The organism is Risungbinella massiliensis (genome assembly GCF_000942395.1).
Classification (GTDB): Bacteria; Bacillota; Bacilli; order Thermoactinomycetales; family Thermoactinomycetaceae; genus Risungbinella; species Risungbinella massiliensis.
Map to the genome: position 1 here is coordinate 179,824 of NZ_LN812103.1, position 24,306 is coordinate 204,129.

The following is a 24,306-nucleotide window of genomic DNA, read 5'->3' on the forward strand; positions in this document are numbered from 1 at the left end:
TTTGTGGCAAAAATACTTAGACCGTGCTATTCGTTATAAAATGTTAGCAGATTATTATCGTGCCAAAGATGATCGCAAATATAAATATTATAATGAAAAATATTTACGCAATCAAAGGAGATTTGCAGAAGAATATGAGAGACAGAAGATAGGTGGAGGTAGATCAGATTTGCCCTCTCCTTCACCTGAACCTAGAGAAGGTGGAAGTACTAGATCCAATGGAAGACTAAGAATGCTACATGCTTATACAGCCACGCCATCTATGGTGGATGTTTATGTTAATAATCGTCTTATCGCACAGCGAGTACCATTTGCAGCTATTACTAGTTATCTAAGGCTACCAACAGGTAGTTATCGCATGGAAGTTTTCCCTGCAGGAACAAAAGAGAGAGCAATCGTGAACCAACAGTTAACGGTAGGAGCAAATCCATACACGTTAGCAGTGGTAGATGATGTATCAGGACAAACAAATAAAGCCTCATTACTCACCTATGAAGATGATCTGCAAAGTGTAGGGGCAAGAGCCAAAGTTCGTCTGATCCACCTTTCTCCGAATGCTCCGAGAGTGGACGTCGCAGTAAAAGGTGGAAATGTACTTTTCTCCAATGTTGGTTTTACAGATGCTAGATTTATCTCCATCCCTCCCGGAAACTATGATCTCGAAATACGAATTACTGGTACAAATCAAGTGATCTATACCATTCCAAGAGTACAGCTTGATGCCCGTAAGATCTATTCTATCTTTGCAGTAGGTCGTGTGAGAGGAAATCCAGCGTTTCGTGTTTTAGTAGTCCAAGACAACTAAGGTTTACATAATACTGGAAAAGTCACCGTAAATCTAGTTTCAAAACAATCCCCTATTCTAACTAAGAATAGGGGATTGTTTTGGAAAATTATCCTTTTAATTTAGAAGTGATATCTACTAACTCTTGGAGACTTAAAAGAAAGCGTTCTTGTAGGGTAGGGATCAGTTCTCCAGATTCTAAGAAATCACGAGGATCTACAACCATTTGGGAAGGTACGACAAGTGCATTGACACCTCTTAATACAATCCGCAAGTTGCTAAGTGCATTGACGCCACCTTTTCCACCACCTGCTGCAACAGCGATCGCAACTGGTTTTAGCGAGAATTGGTCTCGGCTTAAGAAATCTAGGGCGTTTTTTAGAACCCCGCTCATTCCACTGTGATATTCAGGTGATAAGATGACAAATGCATCTACTTCCTGTGCAATTTTACGAAGTCGAACTACTTCTGGATGTGTATAGGTAAAGCTATCCCCATCAAGCAATGGCAGTTTATGTAGCCTAGCGTCAAAATGATGTACTTGGGTTACAGATGGTTGTTCTTTTAGGTATTTTTCTGCAATCCGTGCCAATTTACCAGTGTTGGAGTCTTTCCGAGCACTTCCTGTCATTAATAATACTTGCATTAACGTCAATCCCTTCGAAATTCGAAATATAAACTAATTTAAATATTATACTCGCCAAGGAGGAATTCAGGCAAATAGGTGTAGAATAATTGGAAATATTTACTCTCCTAAATATGGAAATAAAAGTGTCTGACAATCTTTCTTAATACAGAAAGATCAATTAAACTACTAGTAATCAAGGGTTCCGAAAGGGAGATTCTATTTGAATGCTTACGAGATGGGTGATCTTGGCAAATTTATCCGGAAAGTTCGGAAAGAAAAGGGCCTACGTTTAGAAGATTTATCAGACGATCATATTTCCACTGCAACCATCTCCAACATCGAAAGAGGAGTACCCCATGTTAATCGTGAGAAGGTAGCGTATTTACTGCAAAAATTAAGTATCCAGTTACAGGATATACCCGATTTACTAGAAAAGAACACCGAAAATTTGGAGAGTCTACAACTGAAACTTTTGGCTGTGGAAAGCTTGTTGCATATTGGCAATCAACAAAAAGCAATTCAAGACTTACTGAATATTTCGGACAATTTCTCTTCCTATTCTCTGGCTCAAGTCCATTTATTAAAAGGTAAGTATTTTCTTCAGGTTGGTGAATGGAAAAAAGCAGAACGGGAGCTTATGGAGTCTAACCGCCTTTGTAACCAAGATATGGTGCATCGCAGCAACCTAGAATCTACCAACTATTATTATCTGGCGCAAAGTAGCTTTGAGCAGCATAATTTACCCCAAGCTCTTCGCTATCTAGAGAAAGGGATTTATACGTATCAAGAGGATCAAGATGATCCAGAACAAATTTTGTTTTTGTTGATGACACAGCGAGTTCTCTATCTAGAAAAAGCAGGGCGTGCAGATGAAGCCCTCAAGCGTTTAGAAGAAATATGGGAGCATCTGGATAAAGTACGAAGACTCGAGATCCTGCTTAAGTTATACGCCATCAAGGCGGATCTATTTCGTCGGATGAAATTACATTTGGATGCTGTTCGGTTCGCCCGGGAAGGAATTCAGATCGCAGCCAATAGTTCTCATACTGATGAATTATTTGAATTGTGGACTATTCTAGGAACGGTCTATGTCGAGCTAAATCACTTAGAAGATGCAGAAACTTGTTTTGCATTTGTACGAGAAATGAAAGAAAAGGTTAGCAACAAAAATGAGCTAATTCGTGCATACTGTTCACTAGGGAATTTGTATCTTTTACAAGGAAAGTCTGAAGAGGCAAAACAAGTTTTGTATCAAGCTATTCAGTGGGGAGAGCAGCTTAATGATAGCTATAAGTTGTGCAATGCCCTCCTGATTATGGGCAAACTAATGAAAACAATTCATCAGGAATATGAAGCGATTGGGTATTTGGAACGTGCTATTAGTCTGTCTGATAGAGTGGGTTTGAAAGACAAGAGCTTTCTCGCCTTTTATGAATTGGCAAGTTGCTTTGAGAAAATGGGAGAACGCGAACGTTTTCAACAAGCTACGGAACAAATGTATCTAATTCAACGAGAAATGGAACAAGGAAAGGTACTTGCAGAAGTATGGTAATGGTTTAGGATTAGCTGTCATACAAAAAACCATGGGGTAGAAAGGCTTCCCATGGTTTTTTTACTTTTTGTCGTTGCCTAATATTTGACTAATAAACTTCCCGATCGCTGTCTGATTACTCCGTTTGGAGAAGAGATCGCCTAAGCTTCCAAGAGCTTCTGCTGCAAATCCGCCAATGCCACCCAAAATCTTCCGTTTCTGATTTTGCTTGCGGCCGACCGAAGCAAGATGATTGAGGGCTTCTTGTAAGTAAGGTACAAGAGTAGCAGGCTGTGATATGAGATGGTTTGGAAGAGTTACCTCCATATCGACAAATCGCTCTTCTTTGGTGGTCATTAACTCCATCTCCAGAACCAATCGAACACGCTCTGGCTCCATTGCAACCATAAAGATTACTTCAGAGGCAACATCTGCTAGAAAAACAGTGGGTGTAAAATAAAATTCCTGTGTCTCGCCGTTAAAAAAACGAGAATGCGAAGCCTCTTTTAATCCTAATTGATAAAAGGCATGTAGAATCCGTTCCAATCGCTCAGGTGGCAAGATCTTGATCTCATCTTGATCTGTCTGATCCAAAGCCCCTGCTATGCTTAGTTTTGTTGTGAAAAAGTATCGAATATCTGGATTAGATAAAGGTAAGTCTGTTGGGATGTTTAGATAAAAAGGAACTCTTCTTTTCTGATCAGCTCGTAAGAGAAAAGATGCTTGATACGGTATCACAGCTACTAGATGAGTGTGGACCTTATCATTGCTTTTTATCTCAAAATAAAATTCGATTCGTATTTCTTGAATTGTCTGGTCGACACTTCCACCATGCAATTGCAGTTCGCCTTCTAAGCGTTCTCCTAACGGGATCTCCGTTTTGCTCAGCACAAGATCTACTCGAGATGAGCCTTTCCCGAACCGAGCCATAATATCTTTGAACATGAAAATCCCACCTATGTAAAATTAGGTATCATACTATTATAAAGTCATAACTCATGAAAGGTGAAGGGCAAGAAGAATATTTTTCCTAATCATCCCCGTTCAAGTAAGTTAACATTCAATGGGGGATCAAGGACAACCCCGATAAATGGACTTTTATTGTATGTTGGGTAATAACCCAAGTTGCAAACCTAATTTCTCTAAACGAATATACTGTAGAGAGTTAAAAGGCACGGCTTAGTTGAAATATTTTCACTTTTAAATTAGATGTATTCTTCTTTTTCATTATAGTATATAGTTACTAACGTCTAGGAATGCAGGTAGGAGGGTAGAATTTCTCTATGAACCAAACTCTTTTAGACTCGCCAGCACTGTTGTACTTTTTTATGAGCATATCTGCCATTTTGGCTACATTATATGTACGAGAAAGAATGAAAACAAAATAGCCATTATATTTTATTTTCCCCGATATTGTCGGGGTTTTTTTGTAATCCCTATATGGTATGAAAAAAGCTACTCTCTTCTAGAGAAGAGCAGTAGCCATTGGGAAGGTATCTAATTGTTAGAGAAGATTAGCAACCACAGTCGCCGCCATGTTGATATCTATGGGGTCTGTGATGGGAGCTACTGGAGGAAGACTCACAAGACGAAGATCCCATGTATCCTCTATGGTAGCTGCTGGAAGAGGACTCATCGCGACCACGGCGACCATATCCACCACGTCCATATCGAGGGCCACGATCATAACCATAGTCCATGGAAGAGGAATCATAGCTGCTAGACTCATAACGTCTTCTCGAAGCTTTTCTACATTGTTTCATCAAGTGTTTCAGCATATCTTTTTCGTATTTATGACTTTTTTTCATATGTTTATACATTTCTTTTAGTAACTTTTCATCACATGGGATACAAGGATATTCATATGTTGGTCTTTCTGGTCTTGGTATTGGGATTGGGCGTGGCATAGGTTTTGGTACTGGCAATGGTGCGGGTCTGCTAGGTAATGGTAGTGCTGGTCTTTTTTCCATTGAAATCACGTTCCTTTCCGGTTGGTTGACACTCATAAGGTATGAGCTAGGTGTATGAAAGGTACCAAATGCCGATGCCCATCTTTTTGATTTTTCTCTACGGGCAGGTTGAGCCTATTCTCATGAGAAGAAGTATAATGTCCATAAAGTACTCCGATAAGGTTAACCGTTATTTAAGAGGAGTTAAGACAATCCCCTGCTATGAAATGGCCTTTTGGGAGAATCTCTTATAAAGGGTTTGGGTTTTCCGCTGGATACGTTATACTAGAGACTGTTTCCAACACTTTTTAAGTAGTAATCTGTAACAGACGTGAGACCTTAGGTAAACGATGATTTCTAGAAGCCGATATGGTTAACTAACATTCAGTTCACTAATTAAGCGAAGAATATGGTTTTAAACATGACCATGTTGAGATAAAACAGCTGTTAGATTCTAATGGATCAAAGATAAGAAGGCTCCTGCGGGAGAATTCTTTGGGAGGATGAGACAAATGGATGTATTGCGGATTACACCGAGAGGTTATTGTTATGGAGTAGTAGATGCCATGGTGTTGGCGAGACAAGCTGCCCAAAATAAAGCTCTTCCACGTCCAATTTATATCTTGGGAATGATCGTTCACAATAAACATGTGGTGGATGCTTTCACAGATGAAGAGATAATTACGATCGATGGCGAAAATCGTATGGAACTACTCGATCAAGTGGAACAAGGTACAGTGATCTTTACAGCTCACGGTGTCTCTCCTGAGGTTCGCCGCAAAGCTCGTGAAAAAGGATTAACTGTGGTAGATGCTACTTGTCCAGATGTGACCAAAACCCATGATTTGATTCGTGAAAAAGTTGCGGATGGATTCGAGATTATTTATATTGGGAAATCAGGTCATCCAGAGCCAGAAGGGGCAATGGGTGTGGCACCAGGAAAGGTTCATCTTATTGAAAAGTCATCCGATATTGAGCATTTAAATCCTGGAACCGATCGTCTTTTGGTGACCAATCAGACCACGATGTCTCAGTGGGATACTTCTGACCTAATGGTACAAGTGAAAGAGAAGTTTCCGAATGTCGAGATCCATAATGAGATCTGTCTAGCTACACAAGAACGCCAAGAAGCAGTAGCTGAGCAAGCTAAAAAGACGGAACTCGTGATCGTAGTCGGAGACCCACGCAGTAATAACTCCAACAGATTGGCACAAGTATCGGAAGATATTGCTGGAGTGGAAGCACACCGTATTTCAGATGTCAGTGAGATAGATATCAATTGGTTGAAGGGCAAGAAGAAAGTTGGTATTACGGCAGGTGCTTCGACCCCAACTCCTATTACACGTGAAGTAATACGTTTCTTGGAGCAGTTCGATGATCATGATCCGAGTACTTGGGAAATCGAACGAACAGTGGATATGAAAAAGATTCTACCTCCAATTCGGAAAAAGAAAACAGTGGAAGCATAGAGTAATCAAAGAAAAGAAGCCCGATACTCTTTACAAGAGAGTACCGGGCTTCTTTTTACATCGTTTGTTTTTGATTTCGGTTAAAGCGAGTAGAAACATAATCATAGCACTGATTCATTGTCCCTCGAAACTCTACTTGATGATCTTTTCTCATTGGGTTGTACCAAGCAAAATAGTTCTCTTCGGAAATGATTGATGGTGGCAATTTTTCAGAATCCCGAACCACATAAAACACGTGCATACACCTCCTACGTGCCAGTGTAGACAAGATGGATAAAACGTAAACAGAGCATAAGAGATTTTTTAGAATGACAAAAATATTTTCTAGACTAGATCGTAATAAAAATAAAATAGAAAAACAGGGAATTTCGATTATGAAACCCTGTTCTTAGGTATTTATCTGCTTAGGAACAAGATCCAGTACTACAACAATCTCGTATTTCAATCAATCTAGCGAGTGGAAAAGCTACTTCTTCCCAGCTGTTTTCCCAATTACCCCAACCCATTACTCCGTTGAGACGCTTTAGTTCAAAACATCCGGAAAATCCTTCCACATGATACCAAGTGTTAAGCTCATACTCACTTGGATTTACCAAATAAGATTTGGCAAGATAAAGTCGTTGTTCGATCACAGCTTGATGGCTTGTCTCTCCAATCAGCGTTAGTCTCGCATTCTCTTCTGAGAGTCGCTTGATCTCTCGTTGTAATTCTTCTCGGTTCATTTCCTGAAATCGTGCCATGAAAAAACCTCCCTCTCACTGTAAATGCAGTATAGAGGGAGTTGGGGATGTTTGGCAAGTTACGCATCGTCCATATCATAACGAAATCCGTCATGAAACGCCAGATCCTGTCCAAAGGAATGCTCTTCTCTCAAACGATGAAGTAACTTTTTATATTCATCAGCCCGAGCATTTGGATGCTCAATTTCTAATACTTTAGTGAGTGCCCGAATAATAATGTCACGCTCATAAAAGGACAGTTGCATCAGTTAACCCCTCCTAGGTGTTCTTTTCCAAGAGGTACACTACTATCGTTACCTTTTTCCCGCGTGGTTACACCAAAAATTATGTAAAAAGGGCTAAACTTATGCCGAGAATGCTTAGAATCATATTTGGTTAAAGGAATACGGAAAAAGACATTTGTTTGGTGTTTATTAAATGGAGTATGTTGCATAATGAGCCTAAAGTCAGAGGCGTGCCTTTGTCTAATTTATGCAACAAGCTAATATGGAAAGAATTTCTACTGTATAAAATATGTATATTTTAAAGGGGAAATTATAACTGGGAAACTTTGCAGTATATCTGTTATTGATACAAGCGAAGATATATGATAAGTTATAAAGCGTAAATTTACTTGAGCTTTAATTAGGATCAAGCATTCACTTAAAGGGTTGGGACCTCATCGGACTAACCTCCCCCTGTGGTGAACAGGCGATCCTGGCGGAATTTGGCTCACACCAAACTTTTAGCTAGGAAGGGGGCCGAAAGAGATGGAATTGGAATTCTCTACTTTCGGAAGGCATGTAGCCATGGATGCATGGGGTGTAGATTTTCAAAAATTGAATGATGTGGAATATCTGACCAAACATCTTCAAGAAGCTGCCAAGGCATGTGGAGCGACTATATTGTCTGTGCAAAAGCAGCAATTCGACCCTCAAGGTGCAACCGTACTCGTGATGTTGTCGGAAAGTCATTTGTCCATTCACACCTATCCTGAGAAAGGATTTGCTGCTTTGGACTGCTACACCTGTGGACATACCGTAGATCCGGTTATTGCGATCGAGTACATGCTCGAGGTCTTGCAACCAAGTAAAGCCTACTCCAAAGTGCTACGACGTGGAGACGGACCAGTCGAAGTAGTAAACCACGATTCGGAGAAATCGAAACTAGTGGGACAGACTGCTTAGGCTAGATCCAGTTAGCAACGCAAATAACAGACCCAGTATCTCACAAGAGGTACTGGGCTTTTTTAGTCCTCTCAAACAGGATTTGTTATCTAAACCTGGTTTTATTGGGAGGTATTTATTGTTTGGCAAAATAAAATACCCTCCGTACACGTATTGTGTTTGGAGGGTTTAGAAAGAGTGGAATGAAATCCGTTCTTTCTAGTGTGTCCACTAATAACGAACTGATGTTTTGGATAGTTGCTCCAGCTGTTGGGTAGTGTATCTCATAAAACTTTCTGATTTAGATACAAATTGTGCTTGGTGGTTGTTTGCTAAATGTACTGTTTTTTCGAGATCTTGAATTCTGCAGTTTAATCGTGATCTAGTTGTTTCTGCTTCGTGTGCATGGTCGTTACGTAAATTTCGAATGGTGTTATGTAATTTTGCGTTTTCTTCTATCAAATAATCTACTTTGTTGTTTAGATTGCCTAGTTTGTTATTTTGCTCGTGTACCAAATTTGTTAGATTGTTAATTGTTCCTAATAATTGCTCCAATTGTTCTTGTGATAATTCAACTTTGTTTGTCATGGTAATATCTCTCCTTAATAATTGGTATGGTGTTGCGTTTAGACTGCCAGTTGGGACAATCTAAACGCAACACATACCATAAGGAGAGATATGCTACGATGTATACTGTAAGATAGCTATGATGTTTAGTGTGTTATAGTGGACAATTTCATTCTAACTCTAACAAGAATGGACATGGAATGTATGATGTGAAAAGTCTATGAACCCTGACTTTCTATCTATAATTTCGTAAAATTAATCCATTTCAAACGATTGCCCTAAAAATACACTATACTTAAGTTAATGGTGAAAATATGGAGGTGGTAAGGCTATGAATATTGATTCTGTGCTGGAACAATTAGAAGTAGATTTGGAAAAAATTCAAGTTGGATATCAGCCTCATAAAAAAGTAGCGTATCCTGGTGAGGTTTGTATCAGTGTAGGGTATCGACAAGAAGGTGGCTGGATTTATCATCAGTCAGGGACACAATATCCTACTACTTCCGAGTTGATGATTTCTATATCTCCTGATCGATTCCCAGAGCACCGACCAATTGAACAATTCCGCTTTCATCTGGATGATTTGAGCTTGGATACCTGTTTTTCTTTTATTCTCTGGTATCTTCGCTATCATCAAGTTGAACTACCTGAGAAATACGAGGATTGGTTAGATTATATTAAGCAATGGGAACAGGGGCTTGTAAAATCAACAGGTGATCCTTTTGGTTCGTTAGGTTGTCTACATAGTGCATTAGCTCAGTCTTTTTTCTATGAGCAAGATACTTGGGAAGATAATGCTAGTCACAAACCAGATCTAACACACTTTCATACGGGCTTTAAAAGCTGTATCCGGTTGTTAATTGGAGTCTTATTAGAGGAAGAAGTGGAGCCTTACGACATTCCGGAGTTGGATTACATACCAGAGTATCAAGATGCTGTGTACGCTTTACAATTAGAATATAAAAAATACTTACAAAGTATTGAATACTCTTCTTTAATCCAGTTAGAAATGCCTCTCAAAGGGATGAATCGGACTGTTCTGATCGATGCTTTTATTGGTACGGAAAATACGTATATAGGTCTTTTAAAATCGTTTCTTCAACATGATGAGAAACGAACATGGCTCAAATCCGGATTTCGATTGATTGCACTTTACCGTCCGCAACAAAAAGGAACGAAAAACGAAATGCTAATTTCAGTTGATCCTGGAACACAGATTAGCTTAGAAAAACTATGGAATCGCTTGCAAGAATTGGAGGCAGAAAAACAAAATCAGGAAGTCTCTTGGAACAACCATCTTCATCAGCATACGCATCTAAGTGCACCAACAAACGGAACTACTCTATCTTGGCAGGAGGTGGTTACGGAGTTATGGAGTCTCTATAACCCTGCTAATTCTCTTTTAGTCCGTCCTTATTATTCTAATGGAGAGCTAGGCGAAGCAAAGCCTATTTATCAGTGTGATCCTGTTATTTCGGAGGAAATATCGGGGAAACAGTTAATTGCGGTGAAATGGGACTCCTTACAAACACAACAAATTATTTTGAGTTCCCCCTCGATTCAGAAATACCTTGCGGTTTGTGCATCGAGACAACATACGGGTCAATTACCTCCTGTACATCCTCTACCGAAACAATCTAGCTTCGATACGCTTTCTCTTCCGTGTGGATTGGCTATTATTCACCATGAAGGAATCTTCCTGTTGGATGATAAAAATAATGAAGAGTTAAATCTAGGTGATTATCAAGCACAATTTTTACAACTGCTTACGCGTTCCAAGGTATTAACAAATGTTCATCAAGAAGTGTTAGAAAAAATTACAATGGTACAAGCCTTAGTAAAGAAAAAACGGATACTGCCCTACCATGAATCGGCAGAATTAAATAGTTGGATCACGGAGAAAAAGCTAGAGCTTCGTGATGTTTTATTACGAACGATGCAAACCAATATAGAGCACTCGCTTCTCCAATTCCGAGAATCGGTAGAAAAAAGATGGGGACTTAATACACAGATTCAAGAGCTTTATGAATCACTCAAAGAATTGGAAGGAATTCTTGCCACGATGAGTGATTTTCGTACCAATCGATTTATCAATCTCATTACCATTTATGGGTTTCCATTAGCGCTATTTGCTGGATTATTTGAAGTGATATTCCAAGACGTAGGAACGGCAGGGAGTTTAGGATTAAATTGGAGTGTACTTGGTATATTTTTCGGGCTTTCGATTTTGTCGATTTCAGTGATTGGATTCGTGTTGCGCCAGCGAGATAAGAAAAATAGGCTTTTGGAGAAAGAAGATAGTTTTATTTAACCCAAGGAATCTACTCATCCTTGGGTTTTTTTGTCAAATAAGATCCTTCCATATACCGTGAATGATTAGTCAAGATGATCTATGCAGAGTTAATAAACAGGTACCATAAATTATTATAATATTAACTATTTTCAATTGATGTTTCCTTATTAGTTTGATATCGTGGTTCTTGGAGAGAAGGTATGAGTACATTGATCCTACCTTGTGGAAATTGCACTCTTCCTCCCGTTGGTTTCTTAGGTTTCGTCTGAGGATCAACGGGAGGGAGAGGTTATTTCATTATCATGAGGGAGGAGATCAAATGTTACTTCGTACAAAAAGGCAACAAAATCTGACTCCAAAACCAGCAAAACAAAAGCAAAATTGGTTGAAAAGGTTTTATCTACAATTAATCCAAGAGATAAAGGATAAAACTAAGGATTGGGGTATGTTACAATGGATTACGTTTTTGTATCATACTGGTCTATTTCTGGGTAGAAATTTAATTAAGAGACCGTTACTGATCGCTGCGATCATCTTGATTATATCCGAATATAACCCAACAACTGGAAAGATATTAGATGCATTAAAACAAGTAATTGAGTTGCTAATTAATTTTTAGTAGCCATTTCATTGGTTCACTCTTCTCTCCACAGGATTCATGGTCAAACTGGCCATGAATCCCCTAAATAATATAAATATAGATCTATATAGAGTAAACCCCAAGGGAACAACCTTGGGGTATTTTATTAAGATAAGCATGTCGCATAATGAACCGAAAGCCAGAGGCTGTCCCCTTTTGAGATGCGACTATGAGTGGTAGGGAGCCGGAGCAGATTAGAAGCGAGAAAACCAACCAGCGGTGTGCCTATGTCTAACTTCGATTTATGCAATAAGCTAAAGATAGACCTAAAAATCCCTCCTTACACTATCTGTGTAGGGAGGGATAAAGTAGATTAATTATTCAATTGTTTTGAATCTACTTTATTGATGGTCCACTTGATTGGATACGATTTATTAGAGTGTTTAAACATAGTTAGATCATATTGAATTTTTTTACTATTATCGCTGCATCTAGTATATTGGAGTCTATTATTTTGCTTTTACTCTGTTTCGCTGTATAAGAAACGTTTTGATTTAATAATCACCATACTTTGCTTATTTCCTTCAAAATTTCGTTTAAAATTTCATTGTATTGTACCACTTCATCTTGTAAGTTCTGTTGCTCTTCCATTTGTTTTTGACATTGTTCAGCTACTTTTGCTGTAATCTCAACCAACTGTTCGATATACTGTTTTTCCATGATTCATCTCTCCTTGTAATGTATTGTATGTTGCCACTAAACTGTCTTTTTTCAAGACAGTCTAGATACAACACACAATACCAAGAAGAGTTAAGTGGACAACCTATTTTACCTACTTTTCAGTAAATTAATTTATGCTACATGTGAATTAATATGTAACAAAAACAAACCCACCACTTTCGAATAATAAGTGATGGGTTCTTTGGATTAGAGTAATTTCCGAACATCGTCACCGCTAACTTGGTGGACTGCTTTGTCCGCCAGTTTTTTCGCGTCGTTCATGTTCACTTTGCGTACTGCTTGTTTGACTTCTGGTACGGCACCTGCACTCATAGAGAGCTCTTTGAGTCCTAGTCCCAGAAGGATTTCGGTCATTTCGGCATCTCCTGCTAATTCTCCACACATACCAACCATGATATTATGCTTCGCTGCTGCGTCTGCGGTCATTTTGACAAGACGTAGAACAGCTGGATGAGCAGCATCATAAAGAGGTGCTACGAGTTCGTTTCCACGATCAGCAGCCAGCGTGTACTGGGTGAGGTCGTTGGTTCCGATACTCATAAAGTCCACTTCTGGAGCAATCAAGTCAGCTGTAATTGCTGCTGCTGGAATCTCTACCATGATCCCGACTTTGACGTCAGTAGAGAAAGAGGTTCCTTTGGCAGTCAACTCTTGGCGTGCCTCATCAAGAAGTGCTTTCGCGGCACGTACTTCGGAGACACTCCCAATCATTGGGAACATAATCCAAAGTTCGCCATAGACACTAGCCCGTAACAAAGCACGGAGCTGGGTTTTGAACATATCTGGATTAGCTAAGCAGTAACGGATCGCACGATGTCCAAGGAACGGATTCTCCTCTTTGGGCAATTCAGCATAAGGGAGATCTTTGTCGCCACCGATATCGAGTGTACGAATGATGACAGGATAACCAGCAAATGCTTCTAAAACTTGTTTATAAGCATCGTACTGCTCGTCCTCTGTTGGCCAGTGTGTGTTCTCTTGATAGAGGAACTCCGTACGGAAAAGACCAACACCCTCTGAGTATTTAGCCTTAGCGGCAGCAACGTCTGCTGGGCTTCCGATATTGGCGAGAACATGGATGCGTTCTCCGTTACCAGTCACCGCATCTTCTTTTGCTTCTTCTAAAGCTTGAGCCAATGCAGATTGTTGTTTTTCCATTGCTGCTTTGGTGTTAGCCAATTTTTCTTCCGATGGATTAAGTAGGATTTCTCCTTTTGCTCCATCAACGATCATGTCAGCGCCTTCGGTAATCTTTTCGATTTCTTTTCCTAAACCGAGTACAGCTGGAATCCCAAGGGTTCTTGCCATGATTGCAGCATGAGCAGTTTTGCTCCCTTTTGCTGTTACCATTCCAGCGATCCCTTCTGGGAATTGAGCAGTATCAGAAGGGGTAAGCTCTTCGGCGACAACAACACTTCCTGCGGTGAGCAAAGAAGGATCGAACGGAGTTTTCCCTAATAAGTTTAAGAGAAGACGACTTCCAACGTCTCGAATATCATCGGCGCGAGCTTGCATGTATTCGTCTTCGAGCATCGCAAAAATACCACTAGTTTCGTCTGTTACTGCTTGGCAGATACTCTCTGCATTTTGTTTTTGAGAGCGAATGCGGTTTTCCATCTCTCCCACAAATGCTGGGTCCGATAGAAAGGCAGCATGTGCATCAAAGACTGCTGCTTCCGATTCTCCCATTTTGGTTACTGCTAGTTCGCGTAGTTTCCCAATCTGTTCCTTAGTGGTAACAACTGCTGCTTGGAAACGCTCGATTTCTTGATCTACATTCTCTATGGATACTGTTGTGACTTCCGGCTGCTCTTTTGTCCACCAGACTGCTTTTCCGATGGAGAGTCCTGGAGCAGCACCGACGCCTTTTAACATCTGTTCCACCAGTTTCACCTCCGAAAAAACGGTATTATTCGTTTAAGTTTGCGATGAAATCCGCTACTTTTTCTACCGCTTCTTCTGCGTCTGCACCTTCTGCACGCACAGTGACGGAGTCATTTTGTTTTACTGCTAGAGACATAACACCGAGAAGGCTTTTTGCGTCTACTTCTTTGGCCTCTTTCACCAATTTGATCGTACTTGCATATTTGCTAGCAAGTTGTACGAGCATGGATGCAGGACGAGCATGTAGTCCTGTTGGATTTTGTACGGTAACTGTTTTTTCTGCCATGATAATTATCTCCTTCCAATGTTCAAGAAATAGTTTCTTCAGACCAAGCAATATTTACCCATCTTACCAATAATTTTTCTGTTTGGTCACAGAACTGAATAAGATAGGAAAAAGACAGGAACATTCCATTTGATATGATGGAAGAAACGAAGAAAAGGGGAGCTATATGGAAGCATTTCATCAACTATTGCAATATTATCGCGAGCTTAGCCATCTCAAAAGTGTCTATGGACTATTGATCTGGGATCAGAACACCAAAATGCCAATCCAACAGACCAAAGATCGTGGAGAGCAAATCGGCGTACTCTATGAGCTGCTTCACCAGAAAATGACATCCAAGGAGTTATGTACGCTTCTAGATCGCTCTTCCCAAGAAATAGTAGATTTACCGAAAGAATCTTACGAAGTTCGTCTTGTGAAGCGTGCAGTCCGTGATTATGAACGAGCAAATCAAGTACCTGCTCCCTTTATGGCCGAAATCGCCCAACATGCAACAGAAACCTATCAAGCTTGGTTAGAAGCAAAGTCATTAAATAATTTTAACAAAGTAAAAGGTCACTTGGAAAGAATGATTGACTATAGCCGTGAATACACGGAATTTTTCCAAGATAGAGAACACGTACTAGATCCCCTTATAGATCTAGCGGAATCAGGTTTAAAAGTTTCGTATGTGCAAAAAATCTTCCAAGATCTACGTGCGAAATTAGTACCATTGGTGCGCCGCATCACCTCCCAAGAGGTTGCTCCTTATCCAACACTCCCTTCAGTTCCGAAAGAGGATCAACTTCGTTATACAGAGTGGCTTGTGCAAAAGTTTGGGTTTTCGTTTGAAAAAGGGAGACAAGATCTTTCGCCTCATCCATTTATGATTCGTCTTGGAGCAGATGATATTCGGATCACAACGAGAGTGGAGGAAGCTGATTTTACAGAATCCATCTTCTCCAGTATACATGAGACTGGACACGCACTCTATGAACTGGGTCTAAGTCGGGAATATATTGGAACACCGTTTGATGAGATGTCTACCAGCGTTCATGAGAGCCAGTCCAGATTGTACGAGAATATCGTAGGTCGAAGTCGGGCTTTCTGGTCCTATGCTTATCCCGAGTTACAAAGACAGTTGCCTCAGACGAAAGGGTTGGAGATGGAAGATTTCTACCGGATTATGAACCGAGTTGAGCCATCTCTGATTCGAACCAAAGCAGATGAAGTGACCTACAATTTGCATATCATGATTCGCTTTGAGACAGAGATGGAGCTTTTGACCGGGAAGCTAAAGGTAGACGATCTACCTGACTACTGGAATGCAGCGTATCAATCCACGATGGGTGTACAGGCAACGAGCTTAGCAGAGGGTGTACTACAGGATAGCCATTGGTTTTCTGGGATGGTAGGTGGATGTTTCCAAGGATATGCTCTCGGAAATCTAATTAGTTGTCAGATATTAGAGAAGATAGAGCGTAGCTATCCTAAATTATGGGAAGATGTTGCCGATGGTACATTGGTTCCACTTCGTAGCTGGTTGCAGGAAAATATCCATCGACATGGATCTTACTATGATACTCCAGAGCTTCTCGAAAAAGTGACAGGGAAGGAATTGAGTGTTGATCCATTTATCCGTTACTTAGAACGAAAGTACGGAGATCTGTATCCTGGGCTATAAAAAGCATTTCTTCTCCCTGTTGGGGATCGAATTTTAAATAATAGAAACCTTTGGGATTTGAGTAATGATGAGGCTCTTGATCTAGGGACGACTTTGTCAAAAGCAACGTAAGTTTTCTGATCAAGATTCTCGTATTAGGTGAATTCCTCTTAATAGATAACTAACAACTTAGAAGGGACGTTTCCTATGCAACGTATTACGAAAAAAGCGCCGAAAGCATCAGAATTGATTCGCGATACAGAAGAACTAGAAATTGAACGAGTAGAGATTATCTCCGTAGATTTGTCAGACACGGATGAAGTAAATCAGATAGAGGAAAAACCAAGTACATTAGACCTTCTAGAAGAAGATGTGGAGGCATTAAAACAATTTGAAGATCAGCTCCTCACAGGTTGGGATATCTCATCTTCTGCTGAAGTACCATTGGAGTTAGAAGAAAACTGGGATCTCGAAGCATGGATTGAACAGTGGCAGAATCAAGATCCGAACCAATTCCCTGAATTACCTCCTGAGCTAGAAGAACGTTTGGAAAGAACGCTACCAAAGCAACAGCTGAATCGAGATCAGTTCATTTTCCAAGCAATCGCAAATGCTTGTAAAGAGTGGGAGTTAAAAGAACTGCGCGAAAAAGGGAAACGCGAAGGCGAAGAAGCAGTTTTGATTGTAGATCCAAAGAACGGAAAATATCGTTGTTTTCCAGCAGACTATTTTTCCAAGGAAGCCTTGGCTTACTTTGAAGTAGTCCCAGGGAAATATTACCCGATTCGCTGGCAAAAAACGCAAGCAGGATGGGAAAAAGTACAGACAGGCTATTTCCAAGCTGCCGATTTGAGGCAAGCAGCGTATGTTCTGATTCGCGATGGAAAAGCAGTTGGTAATTGGGAGAAAACACCGATTTCATTCCTAGATGATGGATGGAAGTGGGGTATTTATGATCAATCTCAAATAGTAGAAGTGAAGGGACGGAAAGAAGAATACGGCGCTCTTTACTATGATGTTTGGATTGATAATGAACGAGTGGATTCTGTACTTACTGTTCAGGAAGTGCTGGATATATTGCCGAAATGAGTGTGAAAAAATAAAAAGAAGTATCGGGGCATGCCTCGATACTTCTACCAAAATCTATCTTCTGTTATCTAAGTAGCATGAAGAGTGCCATCGAAGCAAAAAGTAGAATGATATAGGCACGACCATAGTTACTAATAGGTTTTTTGAAAATAGGAGTTCTGTATTCCGTGTTATGAAGGTACAGACAAAAGATCGCGATACTGAGTAAAAAGTTGCATAGTAAAAATGCGATATGTTCTGGTGTAATAGCTACTGTATTCGGCAGGTTTTGGATATCTTTCCAAACAAAAACAACTTGTGCGTCTAAGTAGGCAACAAATAGTAAAAGCAGTAATTGTTCGAGCTGTAAAATGGCAAGTAGAAACAGGGTCCTGATTTTTAATTTCGCTAGATCTTTTTGTTCAGAATCTTCCCATAGCAAGCCTCGCCTATTAGTAGACTCGTTCTCCTTTTTTGCTCGTCTGTTCTGCAAAAACTGGTTCCATCGTTTTTTCATAATATCTTCTCCTCTCGAAAGAGGAAAGGGTGAAGCAGATTTTGGTTCCCTTTCCCCGCTACCAAAGCTATGGAATAGATAGCTCTCGTAGCGAGGAAAGGGTTATTTCTATTATACAGAATTGGCAGATATTTAATGTTTTGAATGTGAACAAAATGTGTGAACAATATGGATCAACACACGTTGATTGTTTGCACATGGATAAGAGACTAATCCATTTTTCATAAAGTTATCAAACTATATAGGAAATAGCCCCTTCTTTGTCAAACAATCTAGGAGGGGCTTTGTACTGGAAGTTAGCAGGATATTGTCGACTTGGTAGAGAACGGAATGTGTGGGTCCTGTAATATACAACTTCTTAGTTGGTTTTGCAGAAGGGAGGGGCCGTATTGATTTTGAAAAAGAAGCAAATGACAAAACGGTTTAACCGTGCAGCAAAAACATACGATCTCTACGCTGAAATTCCTCGTAAGATGGCTCACCGACTCATCTATACTTGTAGAGAGCGTCAAATAGAAGCAAAACAGATTCTAGAGATTGGCTGTGGAACGGGTTTTTGTACAACCCTTTTACAGGATTTATATCCTCATGCGGAAATTCATGCTATTGATTTTGCGGAAAAGATGATTGAAGAGGCGAGACGGATTAGCAGTTCTCCACATATCACATTTCAAGTAGCAGATGCAGAGGAGGATGGTTGGCAATTAGCAGAAGAGTATGATCTGATTGTGATGAATGCAACCATGCATTGGTTTTCGGATCCTGCTTCTGTGTTAGAAAAGTGTTATCAGATGTTAGCGCCAGACGGGTATTTGATCGCATCTACGTTTGGTCCAGATACCTTTCAAGAATTGCGAATGATGTTTGAGGTAGTGGAGTTAGATTATGGGATGGATCCTGCTTGTCACGTTTTGCGTCTTTGTGATGCTACTAGTTGGAAAGAGAGAGCAAGGGCAGCTAAATTTCATCCAATTCATCTAGAAGAACAATGGCATCAAGAGCATTATCGAGATTGCCGCCAATTCTTAACGACGATTCAATCTACTGGGTCTAGTTACAGTGAAGACCGCCAATCCTTGTATGTATCTCGGAAGATCTTGCCAAAAGTAATGGAAAAGTATGATGTTTATTTTCGAGATCGTCGAGGTGTTTACGTTACGTATCACCTATTTCAGCTGATTGGAAAAAAAGAATTGGTTGGTGTTCCATAGTTCTCATAAGATCTCAAGTAACGTAAGAGGATCGTGCACTAGGGCGCGATGGAACGAGTCTCATCATGATTCTCTTAGGTAAGTGTAGTTTTAAAGGACTAGTTCATAGGATAGGAGTTCTCTCCGTCCTTTTTTTGTGCTTTTTTACAAGAAAATTCATAGAGGAATTCTGTTATTATGGAATTACGTAGAGAAATAGGAGGATCTTTTTCTTTGGACGAAGCGAAAGTTTTATTAGTAGACGATGAACGGGAGATCTCCAAAATTTTAGAGATTGCCCTGAGAAAAGAAGGAATTGAGCAAATTCGTATAGCGGAGACGGGTTATCAGGCTATCGAGATTGCACAAAAATTTCATCCAAATGTAATTGTATTAGATGTGATGCTACCGGACTTGGAAGGTTATGAAGTATGTCAAGAGATTCGAACATTTTCCTTAGCACCAATCCTTTTTCTTACGGCGAAATCTTCGGATTTGGCAAAATTGAAAGGATTCCAATTGGGAGGAGATGACTACATTACCAAACCTTTTCATCCATTAGAAGTAGTAGCCAGAATACAGGCACAACTGCGGAGGATGAAGATTTGGCAGCAAGTAGGGATGGAAATAGAACGCAAGAAAATCTATACGTTTGGTAACGTTACACTCAATGAATCATCTGGTCAACTGTTGATCGACGGGGTTGAAATGGCTTGCCCAGCAATGGAGTTTAAACTGCTTGCCTATCTCTGTGCTCATCCTAATCGTGTTTTTAGCCGACAACAGCTCTTTGAAGCGGTTTGGGGAGTGGAGAGTATTGGGGAAGAGAGTACTGTAATGGTGCATGTACGACGAATTCGGGAAAAGATCGAACGAAATCCTAGTAGACCATTACATCTACTTACGGTGAGGGGCTTGGGTTATAAGTTGGTAATGGACCGATGAAGGGTTGGTTCCGAAGAAATAAAAAATCTAGACTTTCCATGAGATCGCGCATAGGGGTCTTTTTAATCGTACGCTTTGTGGCGATGTTCATCATCGTAAACGTGTTAGGATATATCGGCATGGTTTATTTTACGGTCAAGATCGTGAGACCAAATGAAGTGTATTTTTTTGATAATCCGCGAAGTCTCCTAGATTTAATAGAAGACCAAACAGTTTGGAATGGACGAGAGCCCCAATTATCGAATGAAGTATTAGAGATGTTAGAAATAGAAAAAGGCTGGATTCAAATTCTAGACGAACAGGGAAACGAGATGTATTCTCTGCACAAACCAAGCGATGTTCCCAAACATTATACAAATGTTGAATTGGTTGATTTTTTCCAAGAGAAGAAATTCACTGGATACTCGATCCATTCTTGGTACGCAACAGCCAAGATTGATGGAAAAAATCAGCATATCGCGATTCTAAATGGAATGCCTTTACGTGGAGGGGAAATTGCAAAAGAGGTAGCAAAATCCCTTCGATTGGAGAATGGAAATTTTGTACTTCCTTCTCAGGTATATGAGCTAGCGGATCAACGCCGTGGTTGGTTTCAGATTGTAGATGAAAGCGGGAAAGAAGTATTTCAATATCGTCGTCCAGCAAAACAGGACACCTACTATCGTCCTGGAGAGTTACACCTAGAAAGAGAGTACGGTGATTGGGGTGTTCGAGTTCCTATCACCTTGTCTAACAAAGAGTACACCATTATTGCATCGGAACCAATCATTCCCAATTATCCGTCTAAAAATGATCCATATGCAAAGATTAATGCCTCTTTATTGATAGCTGGTGTAGCAAGCATACTTCTCCTGGTAATAGCGGGGATCTCGATCTTTTATGGGAGACGTCTAGGACAACCGGTTCTGCATCTTGTTAGTTGGATTCAAAACTTGTCGGAAAAAGAGTGGGAAGAACCGCGAGATAAGAAAGGACATCCTCTTTCTATCTATCCCAAGAATGGGAAATTGAAAAAAACGTATCGAATGTATCAAGAAGTGTTTGATAAGATTCGGCTGTTAACTGATCTGCTCCAAAAGCAGGAAAAAGATCAAGCAAGATTAGAGAAGACCCGAGAAGAATGGATTACCGGAATTACTCATGATTTACGAACTCCATTGTCTTCGGTTAAAGGTTATGCAGACTTGCTTCAACAACCAACCTATACTTGGACTACTCAAGAGGTTCAAGACTTTTCTCAGGTAATTACAGAAAAGGCGGCCTATATGGAAAGCCTGATCGAAGATTTGAGCTTAACCTTTCGCCTGCAAAATGATGCTCTGCCCCTTCAAAAAGAACGAACTGATCTTGTAGAATTATTGCGACGAATCGTAATTGAGCTGGTAAATGCCCCGATCTCAGAAGGCAAGGAAATTTTATTTGAACCGTCTGCTATGCGTATAGAAACTTTGGTAGATGAGAAGTGGTTCCGACGAGCATTGTCTAATCTAATTGGTAATGCGATCTTGCATAACCCAATAGGGACCAAGATCCAAACTCAGATTGAGTTAGATGAAGTATCGGGAGTAACTACTATCCAAATTCAAGACAATGGCGTAGGGATGGATCAGGAAACATTGGATCATCTGTTTGATCGGTATTATCGGGGAACCAATACACAAACCAAAGGGACGGGGACAGGACTTGGGATGGCGATTTCCAAGCAATTGTTAGTGGCTCACGGTGCACAGATTGAAGTGGCCAGTCAGCCAGGAATAGGGACGAATATTACGATCCATTTAGATACTGTTTCAAATTAATGGAGAGATATTTTGATTTAGAGAACGGCTTTGTCAAAAGCAACGTAAGCGTTCTAATCAAGATTCTCAGAGTGGAAAAATAAGAGAGGAGTGTATAAGGTGAAATATCATATCCTTCCGTTTTTAACCCCAAAATGGGTTCCGTACGAACTGCAAACCAAAATGGGAGCTACTCCTAATTTTGCTGCAATGGAACGAGCCTGGGATAACATTTTGAAAATATACCATACCAAGTGGTACAAACGTTGGCTCTATCAACCTTGGTTTTCATGGGAGTATCACGCGACAAACAAACGAGTGAACATTTTCTTTATGACACCTAATGATTACTTAGGACCGATGACGTGGGACACCTATGCCAATCAGATGGGTGATACATTTTTCCAAGATAACGCTCCACCAGCATTTGATTTTAACAAGCCACATGCAGGTGTGAAAATGGAATTAGAGCGTGACTTTTCTGTTCCAATTCTACTTTCGTCTGAGCAAGACGGTTCGTTCGACCCTTATACCTATCTAATCAACATGTTAAATGGGATGCAGCCTGATATGCACGCAGTAATTCAATTTCTTGTCCGTCCTATCTATGATTCACAAGTCGCATCTCATTTTAAAAAAGCTTTAAAAAGAGTGCGAAAGAGCAAAGGGCTACCAGGAGAGAACGATCAATATCTGTCTGCAATCACAAACAAGATGTACAAGAATAAAGCAGAGGTCGCGATTAAACTTGCTGTTTTTGGACCAAGCCAGGAGCAAGTATCCAAACAGTTGGATGTTCTAGTCCACGCATTTGGGGGATTTCAATCAGAAGAGATGAATCGTCTCACCGATCGAGAGTGGTTTCGGATCATTCGCCCATTATTCCGCTTTGAGTTAGAAAATAGAATATTTCCGATGAGACGAATTTCCAATGCCAATATTATGGCTACTGACGAGATGGCGAACTTATTACGACATCCAACATCAGGTGGTACTTCCAGATTTATTAAGTTGAAGTTTCAAAAGGTTCCTATTCCTCATCTTATTCGAAGACAAGGAAATACAGAGAAACCAAAGATTCATCTAGGAAAAAGCGAACATATGGCGTTTGACTTGGACACCTACTTGCCGCTTGAATTGTTAAATAATCATATGACCGTACTTGGTGGGAAGGAATCAGGAAAGGCGGAGTTTTTGGTTGACCTTGTTACGAAGCTTGCGCATTTAAGTGACGAGGAAAACAAGATGGGCTTTACTGTCATTGATACAGTAGGAAATCTAGCAGAAGAGATTATTGCGCGAATTCCCAAAGAAAAACAAGACCGAATTCGGGCTATCCGCTTAAATGATGGTAAGTTCCCGATGAATCTATTTGAGTGGGATTTTGATGCTCCTCCACAAGTGAAATCAAGGCTACTTACCTTTTTAATGGGTGGGGAAAGCCCTACCTTGATGGATCAATTTATCCTGATCGGGACAGCATTAGATAAATTGAATCTGGCTACGCTCCGTAATATGCAACGTTTCTTTGAAGACCCAGAGTTTCGTGAGCGGATTGCGTTTTTCTGGAGAGATATCGAAGAGCCTGATCATGTTCCAGTCAAACGGTTTTTGGAGAAGTATAGCAACCTAACTACTTTCCAGAAAGAATTCATCAACTCACCTATTTATCAGTTAGTCAAATCTTTCAATACTTCTGGTACAACAGGACCATTCCGGAAAAAGACCAATGGGTTGGAATTTACTCGTAATATGAGAGAAGGAAAGTTTCAGATTTTGGACATTTCCAATCTGGCATCCGATGATTCTCATACTATCGGAAAACATGTGCTTTCCTTTTTACATTGTGCGTTGCTTGCTCGTGGCCAATCAGCACTTGATGCAGGAGAGACTCCTAACATGCATCCGATTATATTGCATGAAGCGTCTGGATTTTTGGGAGGCTCGATTTTCCGTTCATTGGAGACCTTTATGGATGAGGCACGAATTTATCGAACTCCATTGATCCTCAGCATTCAAGGTATTGCTAGTCATTTGCCTAAAGATATAGCAGATGCTGTTTTTCGTCGGGCAGCTTCGTTAGTATCCTTCCAACTTCGCAACTCATCAGATGCCGAATTTGTAGCAAAAAGTTCCAATGCTGGGGTAACAGGCATTACGGGACAAGATTTGGAGCGGATCGATCCGGGATATTGTTATATCTCGATACCAGCTGAAAAACAAGCGTCTGGTCTCTTTACACTGAAGCCCAATCAGTTGGAAGACGGGTTGTACCAACATATAGCGGAAAGCCTGTATGCGGAGTCGTTGAGACTGGCTACAGAAAAAGAGAAGCAAGCAGTAGAAGAGATGGAACGTCAAGAAGCGGAACGTATGGTGATTTGGGAGCGAGAAAAAGAGGCATATCGCAAAGAGATGGCGGAAAAAAGGGCGAAAGAGAAATCAGATTCGCCTGATTTGGAAGATTATCTTCAATTCACCTATGGAACGACTGGCGAAAATCGTTATGGACAGATGGGCCCTAAATAGAATCGATTTTAATGAACCATCCAAACAAATAAATGAAAGA

23 protein-coding genes are annotated in these 24,306 nt (G+C 40.3%); 12 read left to right on the plus strand and 11 right to left on the minus strand.

The window, feature by feature from the left end; translation table 11 throughout:
* Position 1: 1 nt before the first annotated feature.
* Positions 2-805 carry a DUF4397 domain-containing protein gene (locus tag VJ09_RS11925; RefSeq protein ID WP_044641946.1) on the plus strand — a complete coding sequence of 268 codons (804 nt, stop codon included), beginning with the start codon at positions 2-4 and terminating at the stop codon, positions 803-805.
* Positions 806-893: 88 nt separating this feature from the next.
* On the opposite strand, the gene VJ09_RS11930 is transcribed toward VJ09_RS11925, so the two are convergent.
* On the minus strand, positions 894-1,430 hold the full coding sequence (locus VJ09_RS11930) for an NADPH-dependent FMN reductase (protein ID WP_044641947.1): 537 nt from the start codon (positions 1,428-1,430) through the stop codon (positions 894-896).
* A gap of 202 nt (positions 1,431-1,632) precedes the next feature.
* Here VJ09_RS11930 and VJ09_RS11935 point away from each other — a divergent pair, with 202 nt between their 5' ends.
* Complete coding sequence (locus VJ09_RS11935) at positions 1,633-2,964, plus strand: helix-turn-helix domain-containing protein (protein ID WP_044641948.1); 1,332 nt, start codon at positions 1,633-1,635, stop codon at positions 2,962-2,964.
* A 60-nt stretch (positions 2,965-3,024) separates the two neighbouring features.
* Here VJ09_RS11935 and VJ09_RS11940 read toward each other — a convergent pair whose 3' ends face one another.
* Positions 3,025-3,888, minus strand: a complete 864-nt coding sequence (locus VJ09_RS11940) for a sporulation protein (RefSeq protein WP_044641949.1) — start codon at positions 3,886-3,888, stop codon at positions 3,025-3,027.
* Between the two features lie 569 nt (positions 3,889-4,457).
* A complete protein-coding gene (locus VJ09_RS18470) occupies positions 4,458-4,913 on the minus strand; it encodes a hypothetical protein (RefSeq protein WP_147635497.1) in 456 nt (151 codons plus the stop codon).
* 491 nt (positions 4,914-5,404) lie between these two features.
* Between VJ09_RS18470 and VJ09_RS11950 the strand changes: the two genes are divergently transcribed.
* Positions 5,405-6,361 carry a 4-hydroxy-3-methylbut-2-enyl diphosphate reductase gene (locus VJ09_RS11950; protein ID WP_044641951.1) on the plus strand — a complete coding sequence of 319 codons (957 nt, stop codon included), beginning with the start codon at positions 5,405-5,407 and terminating at the stop codon, positions 6,359-6,361.
* A gap of 55 nt (positions 6,362-6,416) precedes the next feature.
* On the opposite strand, the gene VJ09_RS11955 is transcribed toward VJ09_RS11950, so the two are convergent.
* The 3 genes from VJ09_RS11955 to VJ09_RS11965 all read right to left on the minus strand — a co-directional run bounded on the left by VJ09_RS11955 (position 6,417) and on the right by VJ09_RS11965 (position 7,346).
* Positions 6,417-6,596 (minus strand): hypothetical protein, encoded by a 180-nt coding sequence (locus VJ09_RS11955; protein ID WP_044641952.1) that lies wholly within the window; start codon positions 6,594-6,596, stop codon positions 6,417-6,419.
* A gap of 169 nt (positions 6,597-6,765) precedes the next feature.
* The gene (locus tag VJ09_RS11960; protein ID WP_044641953.1) at positions 6,766-7,101 is read right to left on the minus strand and encodes a DUF1811 family protein; all 336 of its coding nucleotides are present in this window, start codon (positions 7,099-7,101) and stop codon (positions 6,766-6,768) included.
* A 59-nt stretch (positions 7,102-7,160) separates the two neighbouring features.
* Positions 7,161-7,346, minus strand: coding sequence for a hypothetical protein (locus VJ09_RS11965; protein ID WP_044641954.1), 186 nt, complete (start codon positions 7,344-7,346; stop codon positions 7,161-7,163).
* 510 nt (positions 7,347-7,856) lie between these two features.
* Here VJ09_RS11965 and speD point away from each other — a divergent pair.
* Complete coding sequence (gene speD, locus VJ09_RS11970) at positions 7,857-8,267, plus strand: adenosylmethionine decarboxylase (RefSeq protein ID WP_052807482.1); 411 nt, start codon at positions 7,857-7,859, stop codon at positions 8,265-8,267.
* 210 nt (positions 8,268-8,477) lie between these two features.
* Here the strand turns inward: speD and VJ09_RS11975 are convergent, their stop codons facing one another.
* Entirely contained in the window at positions 8,478-8,834 is a 357-nt protein-coding gene (locus tag VJ09_RS11975; protein ID WP_044641956.1) for a hypothetical protein, read from the minus strand.
* A gap of 310 nt (positions 8,835-9,144) precedes the next feature.
* Between VJ09_RS11975 and VJ09_RS11980 the strand changes: the two genes are divergently transcribed.
* Positions 9,145-11,124, plus strand: a complete 1,980-nt coding sequence (locus VJ09_RS11980; protein WP_044641957.1) for a hypothetical protein — start codon at positions 9,145-9,147, stop codon at positions 11,122-11,124.
* Positions 11,125-11,425: 301 nt separating this feature from the next.
* Positions 11,426-11,725 (plus strand): hypothetical protein, encoded by a 300-nt coding sequence (locus VJ09_RS11985; RefSeq protein WP_044641958.1) that lies wholly within the window; start codon positions 11,426-11,428, stop codon positions 11,723-11,725.
* 522 nt (positions 11,726-12,247) lie between these two features.
* Here the strand turns inward: VJ09_RS11985 and VJ09_RS18475 are convergent.
* From VJ09_RS18475 to VJ09_RS11995, 3 genes are all read right to left on the minus strand, one after another.
* Positions 12,248-12,406, minus strand: a complete 159-nt coding sequence (locus VJ09_RS18475; RefSeq protein WP_154662360.1) for a hypothetical protein — start codon at positions 12,404-12,406, stop codon at positions 12,248-12,250.
* A gap of 207 nt (positions 12,407-12,613) precedes the next feature.
* Positions 12,614-14,302: a phosphoenolpyruvate--protein phosphotransferase gene (ptsP, locus tag VJ09_RS11990; RefSeq protein ID WP_044642854.1), complete on the minus strand. Its 1,689-nt coding sequence runs from the start codon at positions 14,300-14,302 to the stop codon at positions 12,614-12,616.
* Between the two features lie 34 nt (positions 14,303-14,336).
* The gene (locus tag VJ09_RS11995; RefSeq protein WP_044641959.1) at positions 14,337-14,597 is read right to left on the minus strand and encodes an HPr family phosphocarrier protein; all 261 of its coding nucleotides are present in this window, start codon (positions 14,595-14,597) and stop codon (positions 14,337-14,339) included.
* Positions 14,598-14,763: 166 nt separating this feature from the next.
* Between VJ09_RS11995 and VJ09_RS12000 the strand changes: the two genes are divergently transcribed.
* Both VJ09_RS12000 and VJ09_RS12005 read left to right on the plus strand, forming a co-directional pair.
* Entirely contained in the window at positions 14,764-16,260 is a 1,497-nt protein-coding gene (locus VJ09_RS12000) for a carboxypeptidase M32 (protein ID WP_044641960.1), read from the plus strand.
* A 186-nt stretch (positions 16,261-16,446) separates the two neighbouring features.
* Positions 16,447-17,328, plus strand: a complete 882-nt coding sequence (locus tag VJ09_RS12005) for a hypothetical protein (RefSeq protein ID WP_044641961.1) — start codon at positions 16,447-16,449, stop codon at positions 17,326-17,328.
* A 64-nt stretch (positions 17,329-17,392) separates the two neighbouring features.
* Here the strand turns inward: VJ09_RS12005 and VJ09_RS12010 are convergent, their stop codons facing one another.
* Positions 17,393-17,824 (minus strand): hypothetical protein, encoded by a 432-nt coding sequence (locus tag VJ09_RS12010; protein WP_044641962.1) that lies wholly within the window; start codon positions 17,822-17,824, stop codon positions 17,393-17,395.
* 389 nt (positions 17,825-18,213) lie between these two features.
* Between VJ09_RS12010 and bioC the strand changes: the two genes are divergently transcribed.
* From bioC to VJ09_RS12030, 4 genes are all read left to right on the plus strand, one after another.
* Entirely contained in the window at positions 18,214-19,035 is an 822-nt protein-coding gene (gene bioC / locus VJ09_RS17670) for a malonyl-ACP O-methyltransferase BioC (protein WP_052807373.1), read from the plus strand.
* Positions 19,036-19,212: 177 nt separating this feature from the next.
* A complete protein-coding gene (locus VJ09_RS12020; protein WP_230199149.1) occupies positions 19,213-19,959 on the plus strand; it encodes a response regulator transcription factor in 747 nt (248 codons plus the stop codon).
* A 38-nt stretch (positions 19,960-19,997) separates the two neighbouring features.
* Positions 19,998-21,758: a sensor histidine kinase gene (locus tag VJ09_RS12025; protein WP_187118711.1), complete on the plus strand. Its 1,761-nt coding sequence runs from the start codon at positions 19,998-20,000 to the stop codon at positions 21,756-21,758.
* 99 nt (positions 21,759-21,857) lie between these two features.
* Positions 21,858-24,266 carry a hypothetical protein gene (locus tag VJ09_RS12030; protein WP_044641965.1) on the plus strand — a complete coding sequence of 803 codons (2,409 nt, stop codon included), beginning with the start codon at positions 21,858-21,860 and terminating at the stop codon, positions 24,264-24,266.
* The last annotated feature ends 40 nt before the right edge of the window (positions 24,267-24,306 follow it).